This window comes from Micromonospora sediminimaris, assembly GCF_016863575.1.
GTDB classification, from domain to species: Bacteria; Actinomycetota; Actinomycetes; order Mycobacteriales; family Micromonosporaceae; genus Micromonospora; species Micromonospora sediminimaris.
Genome location: NZ_BOPD01000037.1, coordinates 1 through 19699, shown reverse-complemented (window position 1 = coordinate 19699; position 19699 = coordinate 1). Strand labels below are relative to the sequence as shown.

20 protein-coding genes and 5 tRNA genes are annotated in these 19699 nt (G+C 71.2%); 12 read left to right on the top strand and 13 right to left on the bottom strand.

Annotation, left to right across the window (positions count from 1 at the left end):
- Nucleotide 1: 1 nt before the first annotated feature.
- Genes Vse01_RS24885 through bioB form a run of 3 tightly spaced genes read right to left on the bottom strand, consistent with a single transcriptional unit; the run spans nucleotide 2 to nucleotide 1705 of the window.
- Nucleotides 2-508, bottom strand: a complete 507-nt coding sequence (locus Vse01_RS24885) for a GNAT family N-acetyltransferase (protein WP_093402883.1) — start codon at nucleotides 506-508, stop codon at nucleotides 2-4.
- A gap of 4 nt (nucleotides 509-512) precedes the next feature.
- Entirely contained in the window at nucleotides 513-710 is a 198-nt protein-coding gene (gene bsaP, locus Vse01_RS24880; RefSeq protein WP_093403187.1) for a biotin synthase auxiliary protein BsaP, read from the bottom strand.
- Nucleotides 710-1705 carry a biotin synthase BioB gene (gene bioB, locus Vse01_RS24875; protein ID WP_093402884.1) on the bottom strand — a complete coding sequence of 332 codons (996 nt, stop codon included), beginning with the start codon at nucleotides 1703-1705 and terminating at the stop codon, nucleotides 710-712. Before bioB ends, bsaP begins: the two co-directional genes overlap by 1 nt.
- 163 nt (nucleotides 1706-1868) lie before the next feature.
- Between bioB and Vse01_RS24870 the strand changes: the two genes are divergently transcribed.
- Both Vse01_RS24870 and bioD read left to right on the top strand, forming a co-directional pair.
- The gene (locus tag Vse01_RS24870; protein ID WP_093403188.1) at nucleotides 1869-3005 is read left to right on the top strand and encodes an 8-amino-7-oxononanoate synthase; all 1137 of its coding nucleotides are present in this window, start codon (nucleotides 1869-1871) and stop codon (nucleotides 3003-3005) included.
- Nucleotides 2993-3730, top strand: a complete 738-nt coding sequence (gene bioD, locus Vse01_RS24865; RefSeq protein ID WP_093402885.1) for a dethiobiotin synthase — start codon at nucleotides 2993-2995, stop codon at nucleotides 3728-3730. The genes Vse01_RS24870 and bioD overlap by 13 nt, the downstream gene beginning before the upstream one ends.
- Before the next feature lie 13 nt (nucleotides 3731-3743).
- Here bioD and Vse01_RS24860 read toward each other — a convergent pair whose 3' ends face one another.
- A complete protein-coding gene (locus Vse01_RS24860) occupies nucleotides 3744-4922 on the bottom strand; it encodes a cytochrome P450 (RefSeq protein WP_093402886.1) in 1179 nt (392 codons plus the stop codon).
- Nucleotides 4923-4931: 9 nt separating this feature from the next.
- Nucleotides 4932-5600 carry a class I SAM-dependent methyltransferase gene (locus Vse01_RS24855; protein ID WP_093403190.1) on the bottom strand — a complete coding sequence of 223 codons (669 nt, stop codon included), beginning with the start codon at nucleotides 5598-5600 and terminating at the stop codon, nucleotides 4932-4934.
- 176 nt (nucleotides 5601-5776) lie between these two features.
- Here Vse01_RS24855 and Vse01_RS24850 point away from each other — a divergent pair, with 176 nt between their 5' ends.
- Nucleotides 5777-6679, top strand: a complete 903-nt coding sequence (locus Vse01_RS24850; protein WP_093402887.1) for a hypothetical protein — start codon at nucleotides 5777-5779, stop codon at nucleotides 6677-6679.
- A 59-nt stretch (nucleotides 6680-6738) separates the two neighbouring features.
- Here Vse01_RS24850 and Vse01_RS24845 read toward each other — a convergent pair whose 3' ends face one another.
- Both Vse01_RS24845 and Vse01_RS24840 read right to left on the bottom strand, forming a co-directional pair.
- Complete coding sequence (locus Vse01_RS24845) at nucleotides 6739-7314, bottom strand: TIGR03086 family metal-binding protein (protein ID WP_093402888.1); 576 nt, start codon at nucleotides 7312-7314, stop codon at nucleotides 6739-6741.
- A gap of 91 nt (nucleotides 7315-7405) precedes the next feature.
- Nucleotides 7406-8008 carry a TetR/AcrR family transcriptional regulator gene (locus tag Vse01_RS24840; protein WP_093402889.1) on the bottom strand — a complete coding sequence of 201 codons (603 nt, stop codon included), beginning with the start codon at nucleotides 8006-8008 and terminating at the stop codon, nucleotides 7406-7408.
- Nucleotides 8009-8183: 175 nt separating this feature from the next.
- Here Vse01_RS24840 and Vse01_RS24835 point away from each other — a divergent pair.
- The 5 genes from Vse01_RS24835 (at nucleotide 8184) to Vse01_RS24815 (ending at nucleotide 10394) form a co-directional block, all read left to right on the top strand.
- Nucleotides 8184-8256: transfer RNA gene (locus Vse01_RS24835), tRNA-Gly, on the top strand.
- A gap of 34 nt (nucleotides 8257-8290) precedes the next feature.
- Nucleotides 8291-8361: transfer RNA gene (locus Vse01_RS24830), tRNA-Cys, on the top strand.
- 15 nt (nucleotides 8362-8376) lie between these two features.
- Nucleotides 8377-8451 (top strand) — tRNA-Val (locus tag Vse01_RS24825).
- 129 nt (nucleotides 8452-8580) lie between these two features.
- Nucleotides 8581-9177 carry a PadR family transcriptional regulator gene (locus Vse01_RS24820; protein ID WP_093403192.1) on the top strand — a complete coding sequence of 199 codons (597 nt, stop codon included), beginning with the start codon at nucleotides 8581-8583 and terminating at the stop codon, nucleotides 9175-9177.
- A complete protein-coding gene (locus Vse01_RS24815) occupies nucleotides 9174-10394 on the top strand; it encodes an FAD-dependent monooxygenase (RefSeq protein ID WP_093402890.1) in 1221 nt (406 codons plus the stop codon). The genes Vse01_RS24820 and Vse01_RS24815 overlap by 4 nt, the downstream gene beginning before the upstream one ends.
- Before the next feature lie 82 nt (nucleotides 10395-10476).
- On the opposite strand, the gene Vse01_RS24810 is transcribed toward Vse01_RS24815, so the two are convergent.
- Nucleotides 10477-10722: a DUF6458 family protein gene (locus Vse01_RS24810; protein WP_093402891.1), complete on the bottom strand. Its 246-nt coding sequence runs from the start codon at nucleotides 10720-10722 to the stop codon at nucleotides 10477-10479.
- A 153-nt stretch (nucleotides 10723-10875) separates the two neighbouring features.
- Between Vse01_RS24810 and Vse01_RS24805 the strand changes: the two genes are divergently transcribed.
- Both Vse01_RS24805 and Vse01_RS24800 read left to right on the top strand, forming a co-directional pair.
- Nucleotides 10876-10948, top strand: a tRNA-Gly gene (locus Vse01_RS24805).
- A 39-nt stretch (nucleotides 10949-10987) separates the two neighbouring features.
- Nucleotides 10988-11062: transfer RNA gene (locus Vse01_RS24800), tRNA-Val, on the top strand.
- A gap of 38 nt (nucleotides 11063-11100) precedes the next feature.
- Here the strand turns inward: Vse01_RS24800 and Vse01_RS24795 are convergent.
- Together Vse01_RS24795 and Vse01_RS24790 are read right to left on the bottom strand one after the other, a co-directional pair.
- Nucleotides 11101-11526, bottom strand: coding sequence for a hypothetical protein (locus tag Vse01_RS24795; protein ID WP_139233116.1), 426 nt, complete (start codon nucleotides 11524-11526; stop codon nucleotides 11101-11103).
- A gap of 249 nt (nucleotides 11527-11775) precedes the next feature.
- Nucleotides 11776-12723, bottom strand: a complete 948-nt coding sequence (locus Vse01_RS24790) for a helix-turn-helix domain-containing protein (protein ID WP_093402893.1) — start codon at nucleotides 12721-12723, stop codon at nucleotides 11776-11778.
- A 106-nt stretch (nucleotides 12724-12829) separates the two neighbouring features.
- Between Vse01_RS24790 and Vse01_RS24785 the strand changes: the two genes are divergently transcribed.
- Nucleotides 12830-13906, top strand: a complete 1077-nt coding sequence (locus tag Vse01_RS24785) for a saccharopine dehydrogenase NADP-binding domain-containing protein (RefSeq protein WP_093402894.1) — start codon at nucleotides 12830-12832, stop codon at nucleotides 13904-13906.
- Nucleotides 13907-14002: 96 nt separating this feature from the next.
- Here Vse01_RS24785 and Vse01_RS24780 read toward each other — a convergent pair whose 3' ends face one another.
- The 3 genes from Vse01_RS24780 to Vse01_RS24770 all read right to left on the bottom strand — a co-directional run bounded on the left by Vse01_RS24780 (nucleotide 14003) and on the right by Vse01_RS24770 (nucleotide 18007).
- Nucleotides 14003-14671 (bottom strand): polysaccharide deacetylase family protein, encoded by a 669-nt coding sequence (locus Vse01_RS24780; RefSeq protein WP_093402895.1) that lies wholly within the window; start codon nucleotides 14669-14671, stop codon nucleotides 14003-14005.
- A 94-nt stretch (nucleotides 14672-14765) separates the two neighbouring features.
- On the bottom strand, nucleotides 14766-15959 hold the full coding sequence (locus Vse01_RS24775; RefSeq protein WP_093403193.1) for an endo-1,4-beta-xylanase: 1194 nt from the start codon (nucleotides 15957-15959) through the stop codon (nucleotides 14766-14768).
- A gap of 425 nt (nucleotides 15960-16384) precedes the next feature.
- Nucleotides 16385-18007, bottom strand: a complete 1623-nt coding sequence (locus Vse01_RS24770) for a glycoside hydrolase family 43 protein (protein ID WP_093402896.1) — start codon at nucleotides 18005-18007, stop codon at nucleotides 16385-16387.
- A 253-nt stretch (nucleotides 18008-18260) separates the two neighbouring features.
- Between Vse01_RS24770 and Vse01_RS24765 the strand changes: the two genes are divergently transcribed.
- Entirely contained in the window at nucleotides 18261-19553 is a 1293-nt protein-coding gene (locus Vse01_RS24765; RefSeq protein WP_093402897.1) for an extracellular solute-binding protein, read from the top strand.
- The last annotated feature ends 146 nt before the right edge of the window (nucleotides 19554-19699 follow it).

Below are 19699 nucleotides of genomic sequence, written 5' to 3'. Positions count from 1 at the left end.
CTCAGTCGGCCAGTTCGTCGGCGAGCAGGTCCATCAGCAGGCCGTCGTGCCAGCGGCCGTCCTCGCCACGCTCGTAGCGGCGCAGCACCCCGACCGGGCGGAAACCAACCTTCGCGTACGCCCGGATGGCGGCGGTGTTCGCCGCGGCCGGGTCGATGGTGAAGCGGTGGTGGCCGTGGTCGTCGATCAGGTGGCGGATCAGGACGCGGATGGCGTCCCCGGCGAGCCCGGCACCGCGTACCGAGGGGTCGAGGAAGATGTCGAGCCCGGCGTGCCGGTAATCCGGGTCGTCCTCGGCGTGCCACTGAATCGCGCCGACCACCCGGTCGCCGTGCTCGATGGCGTACACCGAGGTGCCCTCCTCGGCGAGATCCGCCTCGACGGCGGCGACCAGGTCGTCGCCGCCGCGCCACCAGCGGCGTACCTCGGGCTCGGCGCGGATCCTCGCCAGCGCGGGCACGTCGGCGGCCGTCGCCGGTCGCAGGGTCACCGCCTTGCCGCGCAGCATCCGCTCAGCTCCGAATCTCGCCGTGTTCCACGCAGATCGCTGACCAGCCGATCGGCAGCACCTGCACCTTCATCCGGCGTCGGCACCGCGCGCAGTACCGGGGCGGCTCCAGGGCGCGGGCCGCCGCACACTGCTCGTGGGCGCCGGACGCTGCCGCCTCCCCGCACCTGTCGCACCAGGTCTGAGCTGCCACGGCTGGCATCACAGGGTCGCCGACAGCGCCTTGACCGGCATCTTCAGCTCGTCGAGCAGCTTGAGGTCGTCGGTGGCCGGTCGGCCGAGGGTGGTCAGGTAGTTGCCGACGATCACGGCGTTGATGCCGCCGAGCAGCCCGTCGCGGGTACCGAGATCACCCAGGGTTATCTCGCGGCCGCCCGCGTACCGCAGGATGGTGCGCGGCATGGCCAGCCGGAACGCGGCGATGGCCCGCAGCGCGTCCCTGCCCTCCACCACCGGGCGGTCACCCAGCGGGGTGCCGGGCCGAGGGTTGAGGAAGTTCAGTGGCACCTCGTGCGGATCGAGCTCGGCGAGCTGCGCGGCGAACTCGGCCCGCTGCTCGACGGTCTCACCGAGGCCGAGGATGCCGCCGCAGCAGACCTCCATGCCGGATTCGCGGACCATCCGCAGGGTCTCCCACCGCTCCTCCCACGAGTGCGTGGTGACCACGTTCGGAAAGTACGACCGGCAGGTTTCCAGGTTGTGGTTGTAGCGGTGCACACCCATGTCGACCAGCTCGTCGACCTGCTCCTGAGTGAGCATGCCGAGCGAGGCGGCGACCTGGATGTCGACCTCCGCCTTGATCGCGGCGACCCCTTCACGCATCTGCTTCATCAGCCGGTCGTCCGGGCCCCGGACGGCGGCCACGATGCAGAACTCGGTCGCCCCGGTCGCGGCGGTCTGCTTCGCCGCCTGCACCAGCGAGGGAATGTCCAACCACACCGACCGCACCGGCGAGGTGAACAGGCCGGACTGGGAACAGAAGTGGCAGTCCTCCGGGCAGCCGCCGGTCTTCAGCGACACGATGCCCTCGACCTCGACCTCCGGGCCGCACCAGCGCATCCGCACCTCGTGGGCGAGCTGAAGGGTGGCGGACAGGTGCTCGTCGGGCAGGTTCAGCACGGCGAGGACACCGGCCTCGTCGAGACCGACGCCGTTGTGCAGCACCTGGTCCCGGGCCTGGTCGAGGATCTCTGGCATGGCACGTACCCTACAAGGCCGCCGCGCCGCCCGGTCCGACCCGGCCGCCCGGTGGCTCAGCGCGGCGAGCCGTACGCCGCCACGCCGGTGCGGGCATCCCGGGTGGTAACTTCGCCCGGCGGAAGCGCCTGACGGGCGGAACCGGCGGGGAAGGGACGTGGCGGTGGCGGACTGGCTGGCGGCGCTGGACCGCCGCGCCGAGCTGCGGGCCAAGGCGGGACTGACCCGCCGGCTGCATCCGCGCGCCGCCGCCGACGGTGTGGTCGACCTGGCCGGCAACGACTACCTGGGCCTGGCCGCGCACCCTGAGGTGGTTGCCGCCGCCGCGCAGGCCCTTGCCGCGTACGGGCTGGGTGCGACCGGTTCACGGCTGATCCGCGGCTCCACCGAAGTCCATCACACGCTTGAGGAAACGCTCGCCGACTGGCTCGGCACCGACCGGGCGCTCGTCTTCTCCTCCGGGTACCTGGCCAACCTCGGTGCGGTCCGCGCGCTGGTGCGTCCCCGTACGCTGCTGATCTCCGACGCGCACAACCACGCCTCACTCATCGACGGCTGCCGGATCTCCGGTGCGGAGACGGTGGTGACCCCGCACGCCGACGTGGCGGCGGTCGCCGCCGCCCTCGCCGCCGCCCCGGGCCGACCGGCGGTGGTGGTCACCGAGTCGGTCTTCTCCGTCGACGGCGACCTCGCCCCGTTGGCGCGGCTGCACGCCACCGCCCGCGAACACGGCGCGTTGCTGCTCGTCGACGACGCACACGCGCTGGGCGTGGTCGGTCCGGACGGTGCCGGCGCGGTCGCCGAGGCCGGGCTTACCGGCGAACCCGACGTGGTGGTCACCGCGACCCTGTCCAAGGCACTCGGCGGGGCCGGTGGCGTGGTGGCCGGCCCGGCCGAGTTCGTCCGGCACCTGGTGGAGACCGCGCGGACCTTCATCTACGACACCGCCCTGCCGCCCGTGGTGGCGGCCGGGGTGCAGGCCGCCGTCGGGCTGGCGCGCTCCGGCGCCGGCCTGCGCGCCGAGCTGGCCGAGCGGGCCGCCCACGCGGTCGGCCGGCTGCGCGCCGCCGGCCTGGACGTCTCCGCTGCCGACGCCGCCGTCGTCTCGATCACCGCGCCCAGCCCGGAGGCGGCGACGGCGTGGGCCACCGCCTGCCGGGACCGGGGGGTGGCGGTCGGCTGTTTCCGCCCGCCCTCCACCCCGGACAGCCGGTCGAGGCTGCGCCTGACCGTCAGCGCCGGGGTGCCGCGGGCGGACTTCGAACACGCCCTGGAGGTCATCGTGGAATGTGCGCCATGACGGATCAGTGGCGTGGACCGGTGCTTGTCACCGGCACCGACACCGAGGTCGGCAAGACGGTGGTGACCGCGGCGATCACGGCCGCGGCGCAGGCGGCCGGGCTGCGGGTGGCGGTGGTCAAACCCGGTCAGACCGGTACGGCCACCGGCGATCCCGGTGATGTCGAGACGGTCGCCCGGCTGGCTGCCCCGATGACCTGTCGTACGCTGGCCAGCTTTCCGGACCCGCTCGCGCCGTTGGCCGCCGCCCGGGTGGCCGAACTGCCGCCGCTGGAGCTGTACAACGCGGTCGACGCGGTGCGGGAGGAGGCCGACAAGCACGATCTGGTGTTGGTCGAGGGGGCCGGCGGACTGCTCGTACCGATGGGCCTGCGGCCGTCTGGGGAGCCGTGGACCGTCGCCGACCTGGCCGTGTCACTGGGCGCTCCGGCGGTGGTGGTGGCTCGGGCCGGCCTGGGCACCCTCAACCACACCGCGCTCACCCTGGAGGCCCTGGACCGGCGGGCCGTGCCGGCGGGCGTGATCATCGGCGCCTGGCCGGCTGAGCCTGAGCTGGTGCACTGGGCGAACCTCAGCGACCTGCTGCCGAATCTGCTCGGCGCGCTGCCGGCCGGGGCCGGGGCGATGGACCCGGGAGTGTTCCGGCGTTCCGCGCCGGGCTGGCTCACCCCGGCCCTGTACGGCGTGCTCGACGACTGGCGCGCCTGGGCCGACGAGACCACCTGAGCCGCGGTGCCGGTCAGCGGCGGACGACGAAGGTGTCGGGCATCCGGAAGGTGAGATTGTCGGGATAGTGGGGCGGACGCACCACGCGTACCCCGGTCAGCAGCGGTGCGGCCTCGCGCACCAGCGTGGTGGCTTCCATCCGGGCGAGTTGGTCGCCGACGCAGCGGTGCACGCCCGCACCGAAGGCCAGATGCCGGCGTGACCCGCGCTGCCCCGGGCGGTACTCGTCCGGCGACTGCACGACCTCCGGGTCCCGTCCGGCGCGGGCCAGCCACAGCACCACGCTGGTACCCGCCCGCACCCCCGTCCCGCCCAGCGTGGTGTCCACGGCGGCGACCCGCCGCCAGGTGACGATCGGTGGTTCCAGCCGCAGCCCCTCCTCGACCACGTCGGCGACCGGCACCGAGCCGTCGCGTAGCCCGGCGAGCACCGCCGGCTCGGCGGTGAGCCGGTGCAGCAGCAGGGTGAGGAACTGCGAGGTGGTCTCCTGGCCGGCGACCAGCAGGAAGAACAGTGCGCCGACGACCACGTCGGGCGGGTGCCCGGCGGCGCGCAGGGACGCGGCCAGGCCGTCGCCGGTGGCCGCGAACTCCCGCAGCAACCGGTGGAAACGACCCACCTCGACGGCGAGCAGGCGCTGCCGGTCGGCGTCCAGCGGCGCCCAGAAGAGTTCCAGCGCCGCGCGGGCGAACTCCTTCACCGCCGCGACGGGTGCGTCGGGCAGGTCGACCAGCCGGGCCAGGACCAGCAGCGGTAGGTCGGCGGCGAGGCTCGCGTGCAGGTCGACAGGTGCGCCGGTGTCCAGGGTGACGGTCAGTTCGGCGACCCGTTGCCGGACCAGCGCGGACAGCCACTCCCGTTGGGCGGCCACCCGGGTCGGGTGCAGGGCGTCGGCGACCAGGGCACGGATCTCCGGGTGGCTGGCGCCAGCGTTGTTGGCCAGCGTCGGCGGCAGCCGGAACCGGTGGGCGGCGAGCACCCGCAGCGCCGCCACCGGCATCGGGGTGACCGCGTCCAGCGCGTTGTCGGGTCGGAACGTCGTGGGGTCGGTGAGCACTTGGCGGACCAGGGCGTGCCGGGTCACCAGCAGGTGCTCGACGCCCACGTGATCGGCGACCCGGGCCACGTCGGGCCAGTGGGCGACGCCGGCCCCGGGGTCTGCCGGGACCTGCTCCCAGCTGCGGAACAGCACGGCGTCACGCTAGTCGGCCGCCTCCGGCCGCCCGGCGCGCAGCCGCCACACCGTGGTGCGCTTCACCCGTACGCTCTCCAGCGCCTCGCTGACCGGCACGTCGTAGGCGGCGAGTTCGTCGAAGCGTTCCCGGGGCAGGAAGGCCCGTCCCGGGTCGCCGACCAGCACCGACGCCCCGGCCCGGGTGGCGCGCAGCAGGAACCGCAGCACCCGGTTGGCCATCGCCTCGCTGTAGAAGACGTCGCCGGCCAGGATCACCTCGGCGTCGCCCGCGTCGCCGTCGAGGATGTCGCCGAGTTCGGCGTCCACGCGTACCTCGTTGGCCTCGGCGTTGAGCGCGACGGCCGCGACGGCAAGTTCGTCGACCTCCACGGCGCGGACGGCGGTCGCGCCGGCCCGGGCGGCGGCGATGGCCACCAGGCCGGAGCCGGAGGCCAGGTCGAGTACCCGGCGGCCGGCGACGGCCTCCGGGTGGTCGGTGACGTAGCGTGCCAGGCCCTGGCCGCCGGCCCAGGCAAAGGCCCAGAACGGTGGCGGCCGGTCGCTGCGGAACTCGCCCTCGGTCAGCTCCCACAACCCGATCGGCTCGTCCGCCTGGTGCAGCCGCACCTCGGGTACGAAGGCGACGGGGGCGAGCCGGGCGTGCAGCCGGACGAAGGCGGCGGAGAGCGCGGACATCCGGTGATTGTCCACCGTCACCGTGCCCGGCGTGTCGCGGGTGATCCGTAAGCGGTTCAATACCGTACGTGAAATCGGGCATCTTGCTTCACGGTACGTGCGAACACGCCCGTCTACCGGGTGGCCTCCCGCGCTCCTAGCGTTGCCAATGGAGGCGACCAACGGGAGGACGGATCGTGAAGAGGCTGTGGCGTTACACGCTACGGATCGGGGTGGCGCTGGCATGTCTCACCGGAGTGGACTTCGCCATGGCCGCGCCGGCGCACGCGGCGTTCGCCACCGAACTCGGCGGCCTGCCGGACCAGTTCACCGCCGGTGGGCGGGTGGCGACGATCTCCGCTGTGGTGTCCCGCGACGACCAGGGCGACTGCATCAAGGTGCGCTGGTCCCTGGTGCTGGGTGTGCAGGGGCTGCGACTGGACCAGGTGCGGGTGGATCGGATCGAGGAGACCGGCTCGTTTCCGGTGGAGGTGCGAGCCGAGGGTGACGCGGCACGGCTGACCGACCGTCAGCTCGACCCGGGCACGCTCTGCCCGGGGCGTACGGTCACCGCGCAGTACCGGATCGCGTTCGACCGGGACGCCGACGGGGGACGGGTGAGCCTTGCCGCTGAGGCGTACGACCGGAACCTGCGGTTGCTGTCTCGTCAGACGGCGACCCGCGAGGTGGTGGGTCGGGGCGCGGAAGCCCGCCCCACGACCGCGTCACCCACCCCGTCCGAGGCGCCGACTGTGGACCCGACGGAGGAGCCGGTCGAGGTGCCGACGGTGGATCCGACCGAGGAGGAGAGCGAACCCGCCGACGACGCGGGGTACGCGGGTGGGGCGGCCGAACCGCCGGACGCCGACGCGGCCGGTAACCAGACCGGCAGCGGGCTGGGTCTGACCGAGGTGGCCTTCCTCCTCGGCGGTCTGCTGCTCTTCCTCGGGGTGGGCCTGCTGCTGCGGTTGCGGCAGCTGACTCGTGAGCCCGAGGCCGCGGTCGACGCCGGCGGTCCGATGCCCGACCGTTGGGAACGGCGGTCGGACCCGCGGAGCCGATGGCGGACGGTACCCCGTGACGGCGGTTACCTGAGCTGATTCAAGCCACGGTGGGGCGGGCGGGCTGCCGTCCGTCCCCACCGTGGCGTCCGGTCACGTCACGGGGCCCAGTCGGGGTCGCGGCCGAAGGCGGCCAGTAGCCGGTCCTGTTCGCCGGCGCCGGCGGGCAGTTCGACCTCGGGCTGGACGAGCCCGTTGCTCCGGTAGTCCTCGACGTGGCGGGAGTACCAGCGGGCCGCCTCGGCGACCGCGTCGGCGTCCATCGTCGGATCCGCGCCGATCGCCACCGCCAGGTCCCAGCCGTGTACGAGGTGTTCGGCCAGCAGTTGGTGCAGGTACTCCTCGGCGGAGGTGGCGCCGGCCGACAGGTGCACCGTCCGGTCCAGGGTGCCCGGGCTGGTCGCGGCGACCTCGGCCTGCGCCGCGGCCTCGCGGGCGGTCTGGATCGGGTCGGCACCCAGCTGGTCGCCGTCGTAGCGGTCGCCGACCTCGTCGATGGTGCGTCCGGCGAGCAGCGGCACGCTCCAGCGTTCCTCGTTGACCACGTGATTGACAAGTGTGCGGACGTCCCAGCCGGGGCAGGGGGTGGTGGCCGACCATTGTCCGGGGTGCACCTGTTCCACCCGGTCGGTGAACTCGGCCAGGCTGCGCCGGTACGTCTTCAGCAGCTCCATGCCGCCTTTGTTCCCGTCGGCGGCGCGGGTAACCCGCCGGATTCGGTGGCGCGGGTAACCGTCGGCTGCCCCGGCCGCCGACCGCGCCTGCCTATTCCAGCTGCTCGGGATCCAGTCCCAGTTCCCGGGCGGTCACCAGGCGCACCCACTCGGCGAACTGCCGGCGGGAAATCACCCGGTCGTGCACGGCGAGCTGCACCGCCAGGCCGTCCATCACGGCGCTGATCCGCCAGGCCGCGCCGGCCGGGTCGGTGCAGACGAAGCTGCCCTCCCGGACCCCGTCGGCGATCACCGTGGCGAGGTCCTGCCGCCACCGCAGGTCAAGCTTGCGGGAGACCTTCTCCAACTCGGGGGTACGCAGGGACTCCGCCCAGCCGTCGATCCACATGGACCAGGAGGTGGCGCGCCCGGCCGGGGTGTAGAGGCGCAGGATGCGGCGGAGCTTGCTCAGCGGCGGGGCGCTGGAGCGGGTGACCGCGTCGAGTCGGGCCAGATCCTGCTCGACGGCGTACGCGAAGGCCTGGGCGAGCAGTCGTTCCTTCGTGGCAAAGTGATAGAAGACAAGTGCCTGGCTCACCCCGGCGGCTTGCGCCACATCGGCCGTGCGGGTGTTCGCCAACCCGCGCTGCCCGATCACGTCACATGCGGTGCGCAGCAGGGCATCCAGGCGGATTTCCGCCGCACGTCTCGTCACGCCCGTCACCGTATCCGATCGAAACGGATACGGCCGGTCACCAAACCCCCGTTGATCCTGCTTACGACAGTCGGAAGCCGGACAGTTCCGGACTCGCCGGGACGGGAGCCCGATTTGGCATCCGTTCCACCGCTCGGCTAGAGTTCTCATCCGTCACCGGGTATTCCCGGGGCGTGCGGACGTAGCGCAGTTGGTAGCGCATCACCTTGCCAAGGTGAGGGTCGCGGGTTCGAGTCCCGTCGTCCGCTCGGAGCTGCCGCCACGCGTGACGGGGGCAACCTCGGTGGGGTGGCCGAGAGGCGAGGCAACGGCCTGCAAAGCCGTGTACGCGGGTTCAAATCCCGTCCCCACCTCGGTAAGAACAGCAAGGGCGATTGGCGCAGTGGGAGCGCGCTTCCTTGACACGGAAGAGGTCACTGGTTCAAACCCAGTATCGCCCACCAGTAAATGAAGGCCCGCTACCGGAGATCCGGTAGCGGGCCTTTTCGCATGTCTCAGTCGTACCCCCGCGTGAGCGGGTTGACGCTCCATTGGTCAGTCCTGCATAGTCAGCATTGACTAAGGGAGTGGTGGTGGATCGACGTCGGAGAGTGCCCAACCCGCTGGCCCTGGCCGTGCTGGCCTGGCTGATGTGGGAGCCGATGCACCCCTACGAGCTGGGTCGACGGCTCAAGCAGACCGGTCAGGACAAGCTCATCCGGTACACCCGCAGCTCCCTTTACATGGTCATCGAGCAGCTCGCCCGGGCCGGGTTCGTCACCGCTCAGGAGACGGTCCGGGACAGCGCCCGCCCCGAGCGCACGGTGTACGCGATCACCGAAGAGGGCCGGCACGAGGTGCACGACTGGCTGCGCTCCCTGCTCGCCCAGCCCCGCGACGAATATCCGCACTTCGCCGTCGCGCTGTCGCTGCTCAGCCTGCTCCCGCCCGACGAGGCGGTCGAGGTGCTGCGCCGCCGGTCGGCGGCGCTGGCCGGCCGGATCGAGGAGACCCGCACGACCATGGAGGAGGCCCGCGCCGACGGCGTCGCCTGGATCTTCCTGGTCGAGGAGCAGTACGCGCTCGCGTTGCTGGAGGCCGAGCGCCGGTTCGTCACCGAGCTGATCGAGTCACTCAAGCAGCCGGACTATGCGAAGTCCTGGCAGGAGACCATGGGGGGTCGCGCATGACATCCGTCCGAACCGCGCTGGTGATCGGCGGCGGGATTGCCGGGCCGGTGACCGCGATGGCGCTGGGCCGGGCCGGGATCGAGGCCACGGTCCACGAGGCGTACCCGTCGGCGGCCGAGGGGAGCGGAGTCACCCTGACCATGGCACCCAACGGCCTGGCCGCGTTGCGCTGGGTCGATGCCGAGCGGGCCGTCGAGGAAGTGGGGCTGCCCATGCGACGGACCGTGGTCACCGACGGTCGCGGAGGCCGCATCGGCGCCTTCCCGCACGTGGCGGTGGAACCGGTCACGCTGGGGCTGTGGCGTGACGACCTGGCCCGGGTGCTGCGCGAACGGGCCGAGGCGCAGGGCGTGCGCATCGTGTACGACAAGCGACTGGTCGACGCCGAACAGCGCGCCGACGGCGTGCTCGCCCGGTTCGCGGACGGCTCCACGGCCAGCGCCGACGTGCTGATCGGCGCGGACGGCATCCGCTCCCGGGTGCGTACGCTCATCGACCCGCAGGCACCCGGGCCGCAGGTGCTGCCACTGCTGAACCTCGGTGGCGCGGCCCGGTACGCGGTGCCCGACGCCGATCCGGAGGCGATGTACTTCGTCTTCGGATCCCGTGCCTTCTTCGGCTACTGGGTGCAGCCCGACGGTCGCACGGCCTGGTTCGCCAACGTGCCGGATCACCGACCGACAAGCTACGCCGAGGCGAGCCAGATTCCGCGATCGCAGTGGTTGCACCGGCTCCGCGAGGTGTTTGCCGACGACGTGCCGGCCCGGCAGGTGCTCGCCCACACCGAGCCGGACGACCTGGTGGCCATCGGATCGATCGAGAGCATGCCGTCGGTGCCGCGTTGGCACGACGGCCGGATGGCGCTTGTGGGCGACGCGGTGCACGCGCCGTCACCGAGTTCCGGCCAGGGCGCGTCACTGGCCGTGGAGAGCGCCGTGCAGTTGGCCCGCTGCCTGCGGGACCACCCCGACGTGCCGGCCGCGTTCGACGCGTACGAGCGGCTGCGCCGTGGGCGGGTCGAGAAGGTGCTCCGGCGGGGACGGCAGACGACGTCCACCAAGACGGTCGGCCCGGTCGCGAAGCGGATGATGCGGCTCATGATGCCGTTGGCGTTGCGTACCTTCCTCGACCCGGAGCGGACGCTCGGCCCGGAGCAGCGCTACCGGATCGACTGGGACGCGCCGGTCGCCACGGAACTCGCCGCCGGCCGCTCCTGAGTCGATGAGCCGCGCGCCGCGCCGGGTCGCCGACGCGTGGCGGTGGCGGCACCGTCCGGTGACCGCCACCGCCCGCAGCCGGTCACATCGGCGGCGCGACGTCCCGCCGCTCCTCGACCCGGCGGTACTCCACCGGCTCCTCCGTGGTGGTGGCGACCGTCTGGCGACGGCGGCCCCAGACGAGCGTGGTCAGGATCAGGCCGAGCACGCCGGCGGCCATCAGGATCCAGCCGACCACGTCCAAATCGAGCCCGCCGATGCTGGCGTTGACCGCGAAGGTGAGGATGGCGCCGAGCGCCAACAGGAAAATGCTGGTGCCGATACCCATGACAGCCTCCTTTGTCCGGGGGGTGCGGTGTGCTGTCGGGAGGGCTCTGTACCCGGGTCGGGAGCGGCGCAATCACCGGCTGTCGGGGGCGGCGCCTCCGGCGATCTTGTCATCGGGTAGAGTTGCCCCGTCGCCGGCGCAGCCGGAGGCAGTGCGGACGTAGCGCAGCTGGTAGCGCATCACCTTGCCAAGGTGAGGGTCGCGGGTTCGAATCCCGTCGTCCGCTCGCGGTCCGGCCGCACCCTGGGGTGCCGCCGGTCTCCACGGGCGATTGGCGCAGTGGGAGCGCGCTTCCTTGACACGGAAGAGGTCACTGGTTCAAACCCAGTATCGCCCACCAGCACTCGCTGGCCTCCGAGCGCACCACCCGCCAGCACCTCAAGCTGCGCAGGCATATGTGTCATCGTTGGCGGCCCACTGCCAGTCCTGCCTGTTCGCTATGCCGTCGAGCCTGCCGTTGGCGCGGATCCCGTCAACTACCTCAAACCAACCTCTGGTGAGCATCGCCATCGAGGAATCCTGCAACTCCTGCCGCTCGACCGGATCGCTGGGCATGACAACGTGGGGATACCAGTAGCCGACGGCCGACAGGTCGTTACGCGACACCCGGTCGTCGGGGTTGTTGCTGTGCGCGGCCGTGTCCACGAGACGCAGCCACTTGAGAATCTTCTTCGCTGCCTGCTTGCAGCTGGTAATGCTCACCGCTTGTGCGGGTGCGGCCGCCGTGGCGACGACTCCGCCGGACACAGCCAGGGACAGCGCGGCCGCGATGGCAGCGCGCCGTAACAACGATGGTCTACGCACGAGGAACTCCCTCAGTCGCAAATGGATGCACTGAGTCTTGCCGTCGGGTCCATGGGGGTCGATCCCGCCAGCTACCCGGACGAACTCACTTCAGCAGGATCGACAAACCGAATGCCGGCTGGTACGGGAATGCGGTTTCGGGTTGTGCCGCAGTCGGTCCAGCCGATTCGAGTCGCGCCCTGGATCTTCGATCCGGGCCGTCCACCAGCAGTGTTGTATATCGCCGGCAGCGCACAGCCGCGCTGGCGCTCAGGCTCGGAAGGTCCGCCGATAGGTGTCCGGTGGTACGCCGATCAGGCGGTGGAAGTGCCGGCGCAACGTGGTAGCCGTCCCCATGCCGGCGGCCGAGGCGATGGTGTCGATGCTGTCGTCGGTGCTCTCCAGCAGCTCCTGTGCGCGACGGATCCGCTGCGTCAGCAGCCACTGGAGCGGGGTCGTGCCGGTCACCGAGCGGAACTGGCGGGTCAGCTGGCGGGAGCTGAGACTCGCCTGGCGGGCCAGATCCTCGACGGTGAGCGGCTGGTCCAGGCGGCGCATCACCCAGGGAAGCAGCTCGGTCAGGGGACGGCCGTCCCGGGCGGGCACCGGTGTGCTGACGAACTGGGCCTGACCACCGGCCCGGTGCGGTGGCACGACCAGGCGGCGGGCGACCACGTTGGCGATCGCCGGGCCGTGATCGCGGCGGACCAGGTGCAGGCACAGGTCCATGGCCGCGGCCTTGCCGGCGGAGGTGAGCACGCGGCCGTTGTCGACGTAGAGCACGTCCGGGTCGACAGTCACCCTCGGATAGCGCGCGGCCAGCTCCCGGGTGTGGGCCCAGTGCGTCGTCGCCCGCCGCCCGTCCAGCAGGCCGGCGGCGGCCAGCACGAACACGCCCGTGCAGAGGGAGACCACCCGCGCACCCGATTCGTACGCCGTACGCACCGCCTCGACCAGCTCGCCGGGAGGCTCCTGTTCGACGTCCGCCAGGGCGGGAACGATCACGGTGTCGGCGGCTGCCAACCGGTCGAGCCCATGGTCCGGCTTCAGCAGGAACCGGCCGACGTGGACGGGGCGCGTGCCGCACACCTGGGCGTCGTACCAGGGACCGGGCACGGCGTCCGGCGCGGAGCCGAAGACTTCGCAGGCCAGCGCCAGTTCGAAGTGCAGCATGCCGTCGGTGGCGGCGATCGCGACGGAGTGCGGGGCGACGCTCATGTCGGAAATTGTACGGGTCGTGTCGTTCCGGACACTCGTCCCGCCTCGCCGGCCCCGGCAGAGTCATGCCCAGAAGATCACGCGGAGCGGCGAGCAGGGGGCAGGCATGGGAGCGGGGCGAGAGGTGGCGGTGTTCGGCGCGTACGGGCACACCGGCCGGTTCGTGGTGGCGGAGTTGTGCGAGCGCGGGTACGTGCCGCTGCTGCTCGGCCGCGACCAGGACAAGCTGCTGGCGTTGGCGCGGACCCGACCGGGGCTGGAAACGCGACAGGCGGCGGTCGACGATCCGGCCTCCCTCGACCGCGCGCTGCACGGCGCGACCGCTGTGGTCAACTGTGCCGGGCCGTTCGCCTCCACCGCCGCCGCGTTGGTGGCGGCGGCGCTGCGCGCCGGCATCCCGTACGTCGACGTGGCGGCGGAGATCGAGGCGAACCTGGACACGTTCCGGCACTTCGCGGCGCCGGCCCGCGCCGCGGGCATCGCGGTGGTCCCGGCGATGGCCTTCTTCGGCGGTCTCGGCGACCTGTTGGTCACCACCGTTCTGGACGACGCGGCGGCGGCGGACGAGGTGCACATCGCCTACGGCCTGAGCAGTTGGCGACCCACCCCCGGAACTCGCGCGTCGGGCGCGGTGTCGGCACGGCGGCGAGGTGACCGCCGGGTCCGCTACACGGGCGGGCAACTGGAGTACCACGACGACGCGCTGCCGAGCCTGGAGTGGCCCTTCCCGGCTCCGCTGGGCCGGCAACGGGTCATCGGGGACTTCACGATGGCCGACGTCGTCACCGTGCCCAGCCACCTGACCGTCCCCAGGGTGCGCACCTACATGGCGGCCACTGCGGCGGCGGACCTGTCCGCTGCGGACGCGTCGGCGCCTACCCCGGTCGATGAGCGCGGCCGATCCGCGCAGACCTTCGTCGTCGACGTTCTCGTCCGAGCCGGCGGTACGCACCGGCGCCTGGCGGCGACGGGTCAGGACATCTACGCGATCAGCGCGCCCCTCGCGGTGGAGGCCGTCGACCGCATCCTCACCGGCCGGACCAGGGCCGTCGGCGTCGCCTCGGCGGGCGCGATGTTCGACGCGCCAGATTTCCTCGCCGCCCTGTCCCCGTGCCTGTCGCTGCATGTTCCGTCCGAACCCGCGCCGGTGGGCCTCGGTCCGGGGTCGTCCCGCCCACGATGATCGGCGGCCGGATGGCCGGACACCGTCGAGCGTGGACCTGTTCCGGACGGAGCCACCGTGCAGCGGTCCCGACGGGCCGATTACCGGTCGGCGGCGTCAGCGGCCGTCGGCGCTGGTGGGCAGGGCGAAGCGCCAGCCGTCCGCATGCAGGGCGGGGATGGCCCGGTCGACGGCGTCGACGGTCTGGCTGCGGTCGCCGCCGCCGTCATGCAGCAGCACCACCGCGCCCGGGGCGACGCCCTCAATGAGGCGTCGCAGCAGCTCGTCGGTGCCGGGCGGTTCCCAGTCCGTCACGGCGAGCCGCCAGCCCATCGGCCGCATCCCGAGCGCCGTGGCCACGCCGGGCGTCTGGCCCCAGGCCCCGTACGGTGCCCGGAAGTAGGGGACCCGGACGTGCGGGACGGCGTGCCGGATGACGGCGTTGGTCTCCAGCAGGTCCGAGGCGATCCGCCCGGCGGCCCAGGCGCCCATGTCGTCGTGGTGCATGCTGTGGTTGCCCAGCGCATGCCCGGCCGCGACGATCCGGCGCACCAGCTCGGGGTGCTCGATGACCCGGTCGCCCTGAAGGAAGAAGACCGCCCGGACGTCGTGGGCGGCCAAGATGTCGAGCAGGTGCGGGGTGTGCTCCGGGTGCGGTCCGTCATCGAAGGTGAGGCAGACGACCCGTTCGGTGCCGATCACCTCGGTGGGCCGTACCGGTGGCGGTCCGACGCCCAGCCTGGACGCGGCAGGCGGGGGACGCAGGGGCTGCGTGGTGGACGACATCGATCGGACCTTCCGCTGGTGGGCCGTGTGGGGCGCTTGGCGCCCCACACGGCCCGCTGGTGGTGGATGGCTGGTCCGCCCGCCGGGACGAGGGTCAGCGGCGGGGCTTGGGTGCGATGCGGGGCAGGACGTACGGCGGGCCGGCGAGGATCAGGTCGGACTTGATCTCGTGGTAGGCCAGCTTGGGCTGGTAGTTCTCGTCCATGATGGTGGCCAGGCCCTCCGGCGGGTCGTCGAACCAGCCCGGCACCCAGGAGTGCTTGTCGCTGAAGCCCCAGACGGTGTACGAGAGGCAGCTGCGTACGGCCAGGCAGGCCTTCATCAGCACGCTGTGGTTGGCGGCCGACGCCTGCAACCGGGGGTTGATCTCCTCGGAGTTGCCGGCCTGGACCGCCTCGGTCATCTGGCTGCGGACGTCCACCTCGGTGAACGCGGTCGCCACCCCGAGCGAGGTGAACTTCTTCAGCGCCTCGGTCACCTGGAAGGTGTTGAAGTTGCCGTACTGGGTGCCGAGGTGGCCCTGCGCGCCGACACCGTCGATCGGTACGCCCTGGGAACGCAGCCGCTTGACCATGTCGTAGACGAACTGGGTCTTGTCGTCGGCCGGGTTGCCGGAGCCGAACGCCTCGATGTTGTAGTCGTTGTAGAACAGCAGCGCCTTGGGGTCGGCCGCGCGGGCCCACCGGAACGCGTCAGCGATGTAGTCGGGCCCGAGGTTCTCGGCCCAGAAACCCTTGTAGTGCAGGGTGGGCGGAGTGTCCCAGGGGTCGCTGACCGCCTCGTTGACGACGTCCCACTGCCAGATCTTGCCCTTGTAGCGCTTGACCACCGTGGTGATGTGCTTGCGCAGCAGCTCGCGCAGCTCCTGCTTGCTGATGGAGCCGTCGGCGACCCCCTCGGTCAGCCACTGCGGCAGCTGGTTGTGCCAGACGAGCACGTGACCTCGTACGCTCTGGCGGTTGCGCTTGGCGAAGTTGATGAGCTGGTCGGCCGGCTCCCAGTTGTAGGTGCCGCGGGTGGGTTCGAGGCTCTCCCACTTCATGGCGTTCTCGGCGGTGACCGAGACGAACTCGGATCCGGCGATCTTGCGGTACTCCGGGTCGGCGCTGTCATTGAGGGCGTCCGCGCTGACGGCGGTGCCGATCTGTAGGCCGTGACGCAGGCCGAGGGCGCCCAGGGTCTTCGCGGTCGGGTCGTACGGCCGGCCGGCCGTGGCCGGCACCATGTTCAAAGTCGCAGCGGTCGCGACGGCGACCGCTCCGACGGCCATCCACCGTCTCAACTTCATCTGCATTCCTCTCGATCCTCAATCGACATATGTCGATCATGAAGCGCCGGTTCGGGCCGGTGCTGAGCAGGTTGGCAGCGGTACGCGGCGCCATGGCCGGAGGTGTCGCGTGGTCGCGGAGGGCGCCGATATTTTTCCGGATGTCGATCGGTAACTTGGTCGAAACGTTAGGGCCATCGATGGCCACAGTCAACCACGAAAACTTCCGGAAGCAGCCCGTGTGCACTGCTGGAACGTCCGGTTTACAACCGGAAACTTCCGGATCCAACCTCGGCTCCGTGCCCTCGGATCGGCGCCCCGCCACCCGTACGAAGTGGCCGGGCCGGCTCGCTCCCGCGGGTTCCGTGGACGGGGTCGAGCCGGCCCGGGGCTAGGGCCCGCCGGCGCAGGTCGGTCGGACGGCGTACGTCGCCGGTCGATGAGGATCAGTGTTCGAGATAGGTGGCGTGATCGAAGTCGGCGTAGCGCCCGTCGCCGCCGATGTCCTGCACCCAGAGGCCGAGCAGGGCACCGGTGAAGCCCCAGGCCGCCGGTTCGCCGTCGACGATCCGGGCCGCGTGTTCGTCCGACAGGATGGTGGCGTCCAGTTCCACCGGCAGTCGCCGCCAACCGTCACCGAGGTCGTACGCGAAGTGCAGTACCGGGCCGTCGAAGGTGACCCGCAGGCCCACCCGCAGCCGGCCGCCGGTGTCGACGGTCAGGTGCGGGTACGCGGTGCGGTGGCCACCGTCGCAGCTGAGCAGCTCCAGCACCGACCGTCCGTCGTCGGCCCGGGTCAGGTAGAGGTGGTGCCAGTTCTCAGTGTTGTAGTAGCCGGTGATGCCCGCCAGGTGCCGATGGTCGCCCGGGTCGAACTCGACGACGGTCTCCAGCGAGCAATGGACCGCACCCACAGGTCGTGCCACCAGGCTGGGCGTCTGCTTACCGACGGGGGACTGGCCACCGTGCACCCGCAGGTGCGACGGGCGGGAGCGCAGGTCGATCCAGTCGTCCGTCGCCGGTCGGCGCAGGGTCGACCAGCCGGCGCCCAGCTGCGGAGCGTCGAAGTGGTCGGTGGCCGGCTCGTCGGGCCACGGATGGGCCGGCAGGTCCGGGGCGGGGATCTCGTCGGCCGGCACCCGGCCGGACACGCACGGCCAGCCCCCCGGTGACCAGTCGACCTTCTGGAGCGCGGTTTCCCGCCCGAGCACGCAGTTGCCGAGGGGCGTGTAGGGACGGGCCACCAGGTGGGCCAAATACCACTCACCACGCTGGGTGCGGACCAGACTGCCGTGGCCGGCCTTCTGCAGCGTCAGCTCCGGCCGGCCGACAGAGGTGAGCAGGGGCCCGGCCGGGTCCACCTCGTACGGCCCGAACAGCTCTCGCGACCGGGCCACGGTGACCTGGTGCTCCCAGCTGGTGCCGCCCTCGGCGGTGACCAGCCAGTACCAGCCGTCGTGCCGGTAGAGGTGCGGTCCCTCGGTCAGCCCCACCTCGGTGCCGGTGAAGATGATCCGGGGTCGGCCGACCAGTTGCCGTCGGGCCGGGTCATACTGCTGAATCTCGATGCCACCGAAGCGGTCACGCCCCGGCCGCCAGTCAGCACTCATCGCCAGCAGCCAGGAGGTGCCGTCGTCGTCGTGGAACAGCGCGGCGTCGAAGCCGTGCGAGTGCAGCCGTACCGGGTCCGACCATGGTCCCGTGATGGTCGGCGCGGTGGTGAGGAAGTTCTGTGCGTCCCAGTAACCGCTGGCGAAGCTGGCGACGTCGCTGTAGACCAGGTAGAACAGTCCGTCGTGGTACGTGAGGTCGGGTGCCCAGATCCCGTTGGAGTCGCCGCACCCGCGCAGGTCGAGCAGGCGTCGTTCGGTGATGATCCCGCCGAGCTCCCGCCAGTGGACGAGATCCTTCGAGTGGTGCACCCGTACGCCGGGGTACCACTCGAACGTCGAGGTCGCCAGATAGTAGTCGTCATCGACCCGCAGGATGGACGGATCCGGATGGAAGCCGGTGAGGACGGGGTTGCGGATCGACCGGGCGATAGCCACGTCTGCGATCTCGGTCGACATGTTCGACTCCTTCAGGTCACGATCCCGGTTAATTCCCGGAAATACTCCGGAAGTGCCAAGATTGCGCTCACGGTATCGGCTGGCGTCCCCTCGCGACACCCCCTTGACCGGCGACGCAAGCCCGTCGTAACGTGCCGGCCATCACGTCGAAAATACCGGTATCGAAGCGAAACTTGCGATCCCGTTTTCATGGCCGCCGCTGAGTGCGGTGGTGTTCCCTCCGCGTAACTACGCCTCCCCGAAGGGATGAACCATGACATCGCACCTCTCCCGCCGGTCGCTGCTGGGGTTGGCCGGCGCGGGCGCCGGCGCACTCCTGCTCGGCGCCTGCGGGGATGGGGACAGCGGCGCTTCCGCGAACCCGCAGAAGATCAGATGGTGGCACGTCCAGGACGCCGAGCCGATGCTCAGCGTCTGGGCCGACCTGGCTCGGCAGTACGAGAACGAGCACACCCACGTCACCGTCGAGGTACAGCCGTTGGAGGTCGAGGCGTTCAAGACCAAGCTGAACGGGGCGGTCGAGGCGGCGATGCCACCGGACCTGTTCCAGTCGTGGGGCGGCGGAGCACTGCAACAGCAGGTCGAGGCCGGCCTCGTCAAGGACATCACCAGCGAGGTCCAGGGGTGGATCGGTCAGCTGCTGCCCGCCTCGTTGCAGCCGTACACGGTGAACGACAAGATCTACGGCATTCCGTTCGACATCGGCATGGTCGGCTTCTGGTACAACCGGGACCACTTCGCCAAGGCCAACATCGAGACGCCGCCGAAGACCTGGGGCGAGTTGCTGGAAGTGGTCAACAAGCTCAAGGCCGTCAACATCGCTCCGATCGCGCTCGGCGGCAAGGACAAGTGGCCCGGGCACTACTACTGGGCGTACCTGGCGATGCGGATCGGCGGTCTCGAGGCGCTGCAGCGCGCGGCCGAGGACCGCAACTTCGACACGCCGGTCTTCATCGCCGCTGGCGAACGCCTCCGGGAACTTGTCGACATGCAGCCGTTCCAGAAGGGCTACCTGCGCGCGGAGTACGGGTCCGAGACCGGACAGGCCGCGACGATGGGCAACGAGGAGGCCGCCATGGAGCTGATGGGCCAGTGGGCACCGTCGGTGCAGGCGTCCTCCTCGACCAGCAAGCGCGGCCTCGGTGACCGCCTCGCCTTCTTCCCCTTCCCGGCCGTCGAGGACGGCAAGGGCTCGGCCACCGACGCGTTCGGTGGCGGCAACGGCTTCGTGGTCGGCCGCGACGCACCGCCCGCAACCGTGGAGTTCCTGCGGACGCTGCTGCAGGCGAGGAACCAGCGCCGGGCCGCACAGACCGGCGCGGTGCTGCCCACCAACCAGGCCGCGGTCGGCGGGATCAAGGACCTGAACAACCAGGTCGTGGCGGCGAACCTGGGCATCGCGACCGGCTTCCAGCTCTACCTCGACCAGGCGTACCCGCCAGCGGTGGGTCAGCAGGTGAACGAGAGTGTGGCACAGCTGATCGCCGGCACGAAGCGGCCGGACCAGATCGTCAAGGACATCACCAGGGTCGCGAAGAAGCAGTAGCGGGCGTCGCCGGCGCTCGGGCACCGCGCCGTCGCCGTACGTCAGCCTGTCGGCGCTCCTGCCGGCGGCGTTGAGGGTTGAGCGAAGTAGGGAGGGCGCATGGCTGCCAACGACAACCGGACAGTGACCATCGCGGCCATCGCCCG

Bases quoted from the DNA above. Each gene is read 5' to 3' on its own strand.
- Vse01_RS24885 (WP_093402883.1), bottom strand. From the start codon at position 508: ATGCTGCGCGGCAAGGCGGTGACCCTGCGACCGGCGACGGCCGCCGAC.
- bsaP (WP_093403187.1), bottom strand. From the start codon at position 710: ATGCCAGCCGTGGCAGCTCAGACCTGGTGCGACAGGTGCGGGGAGGCG.
- bioB (WP_093402884.1), bottom strand. From the start codon at position 1,705: ATGCCAGAGATCCTCGACCAGGCCCGGGACCAGGTGCTGCACAACGGC.
- bioD (WP_093402885.1), top strand. From the start codon at position 2,993: ATGTGCGCCATGACGGATCAGTGGCGTGGACCGGTGCTTGTCACCGGC.
- Vse01_RS24855 (WP_093403190.1), bottom strand. From the start codon at position 5,600: ATGTCCGCGCTCTCCGCCGCCTTCGTCCGGCTGCACGCCCGGCTCGCC.
- Vse01_RS24845 (WP_093402888.1), bottom strand. From the start codon at position 7,314: ATGGAGCTGCTGAAGACGTACCGGCGCAGCCTGGCCGAGTTCACCGAC.
- Vse01_RS24815 (WP_093402890.1), top strand. From the start codon at position 9,174: ATGACATCCGTCCGAACCGCGCTGGTGATCGGCGGCGGGATTGCCGGG.
- Vse01_RS24810 (WP_093402891.1), bottom strand. From the start codon at position 10,722: ATGGGTATCGGCACCAGCATTTTCCTGTTGGCGCTCGGCGCCATCCTC.
- Vse01_RS24790 (WP_093402893.1), bottom strand. From the start codon at position 12,723: ATGAGCGTCGCCCCGCACTCCGTCGCGATCGCCGCCACCGACGGCATG.
- Vse01_RS24785 (WP_093402894.1), top strand. From the start codon at position 12,830: ATGGGAGCGGGGCGAGAGGTGGCGGTGTTCGGCGCGTACGGGCACACC.
- Vse01_RS24780 (WP_093402895.1), bottom strand. From the start codon at position 14,671: ATGTCGTCCACCACGCAGCCCCTGCGTCCCCCGCCTGCCGCGTCCAGG.
- Vse01_RS24775 (WP_093403193.1), bottom strand. From the start codon at position 15,959: ATGAAGTTGAGACGGTGGATGGCCGTCGGAGCGGTCGCCGTCGCGACC.
- Vse01_RS24770 (WP_093402896.1), bottom strand. From the start codon at position 18,007: ATGTCGACCGAGATCGCAGACGTGGCTATCGCCCGGTCGATCCGCAAC.
- Vse01_RS24765 (WP_093402897.1), top strand. From the start codon at position 18,261: ATGACATCGCACCTCTCCCGCCGGTCGCTGCTGGGGTTGGCCGGCGCG.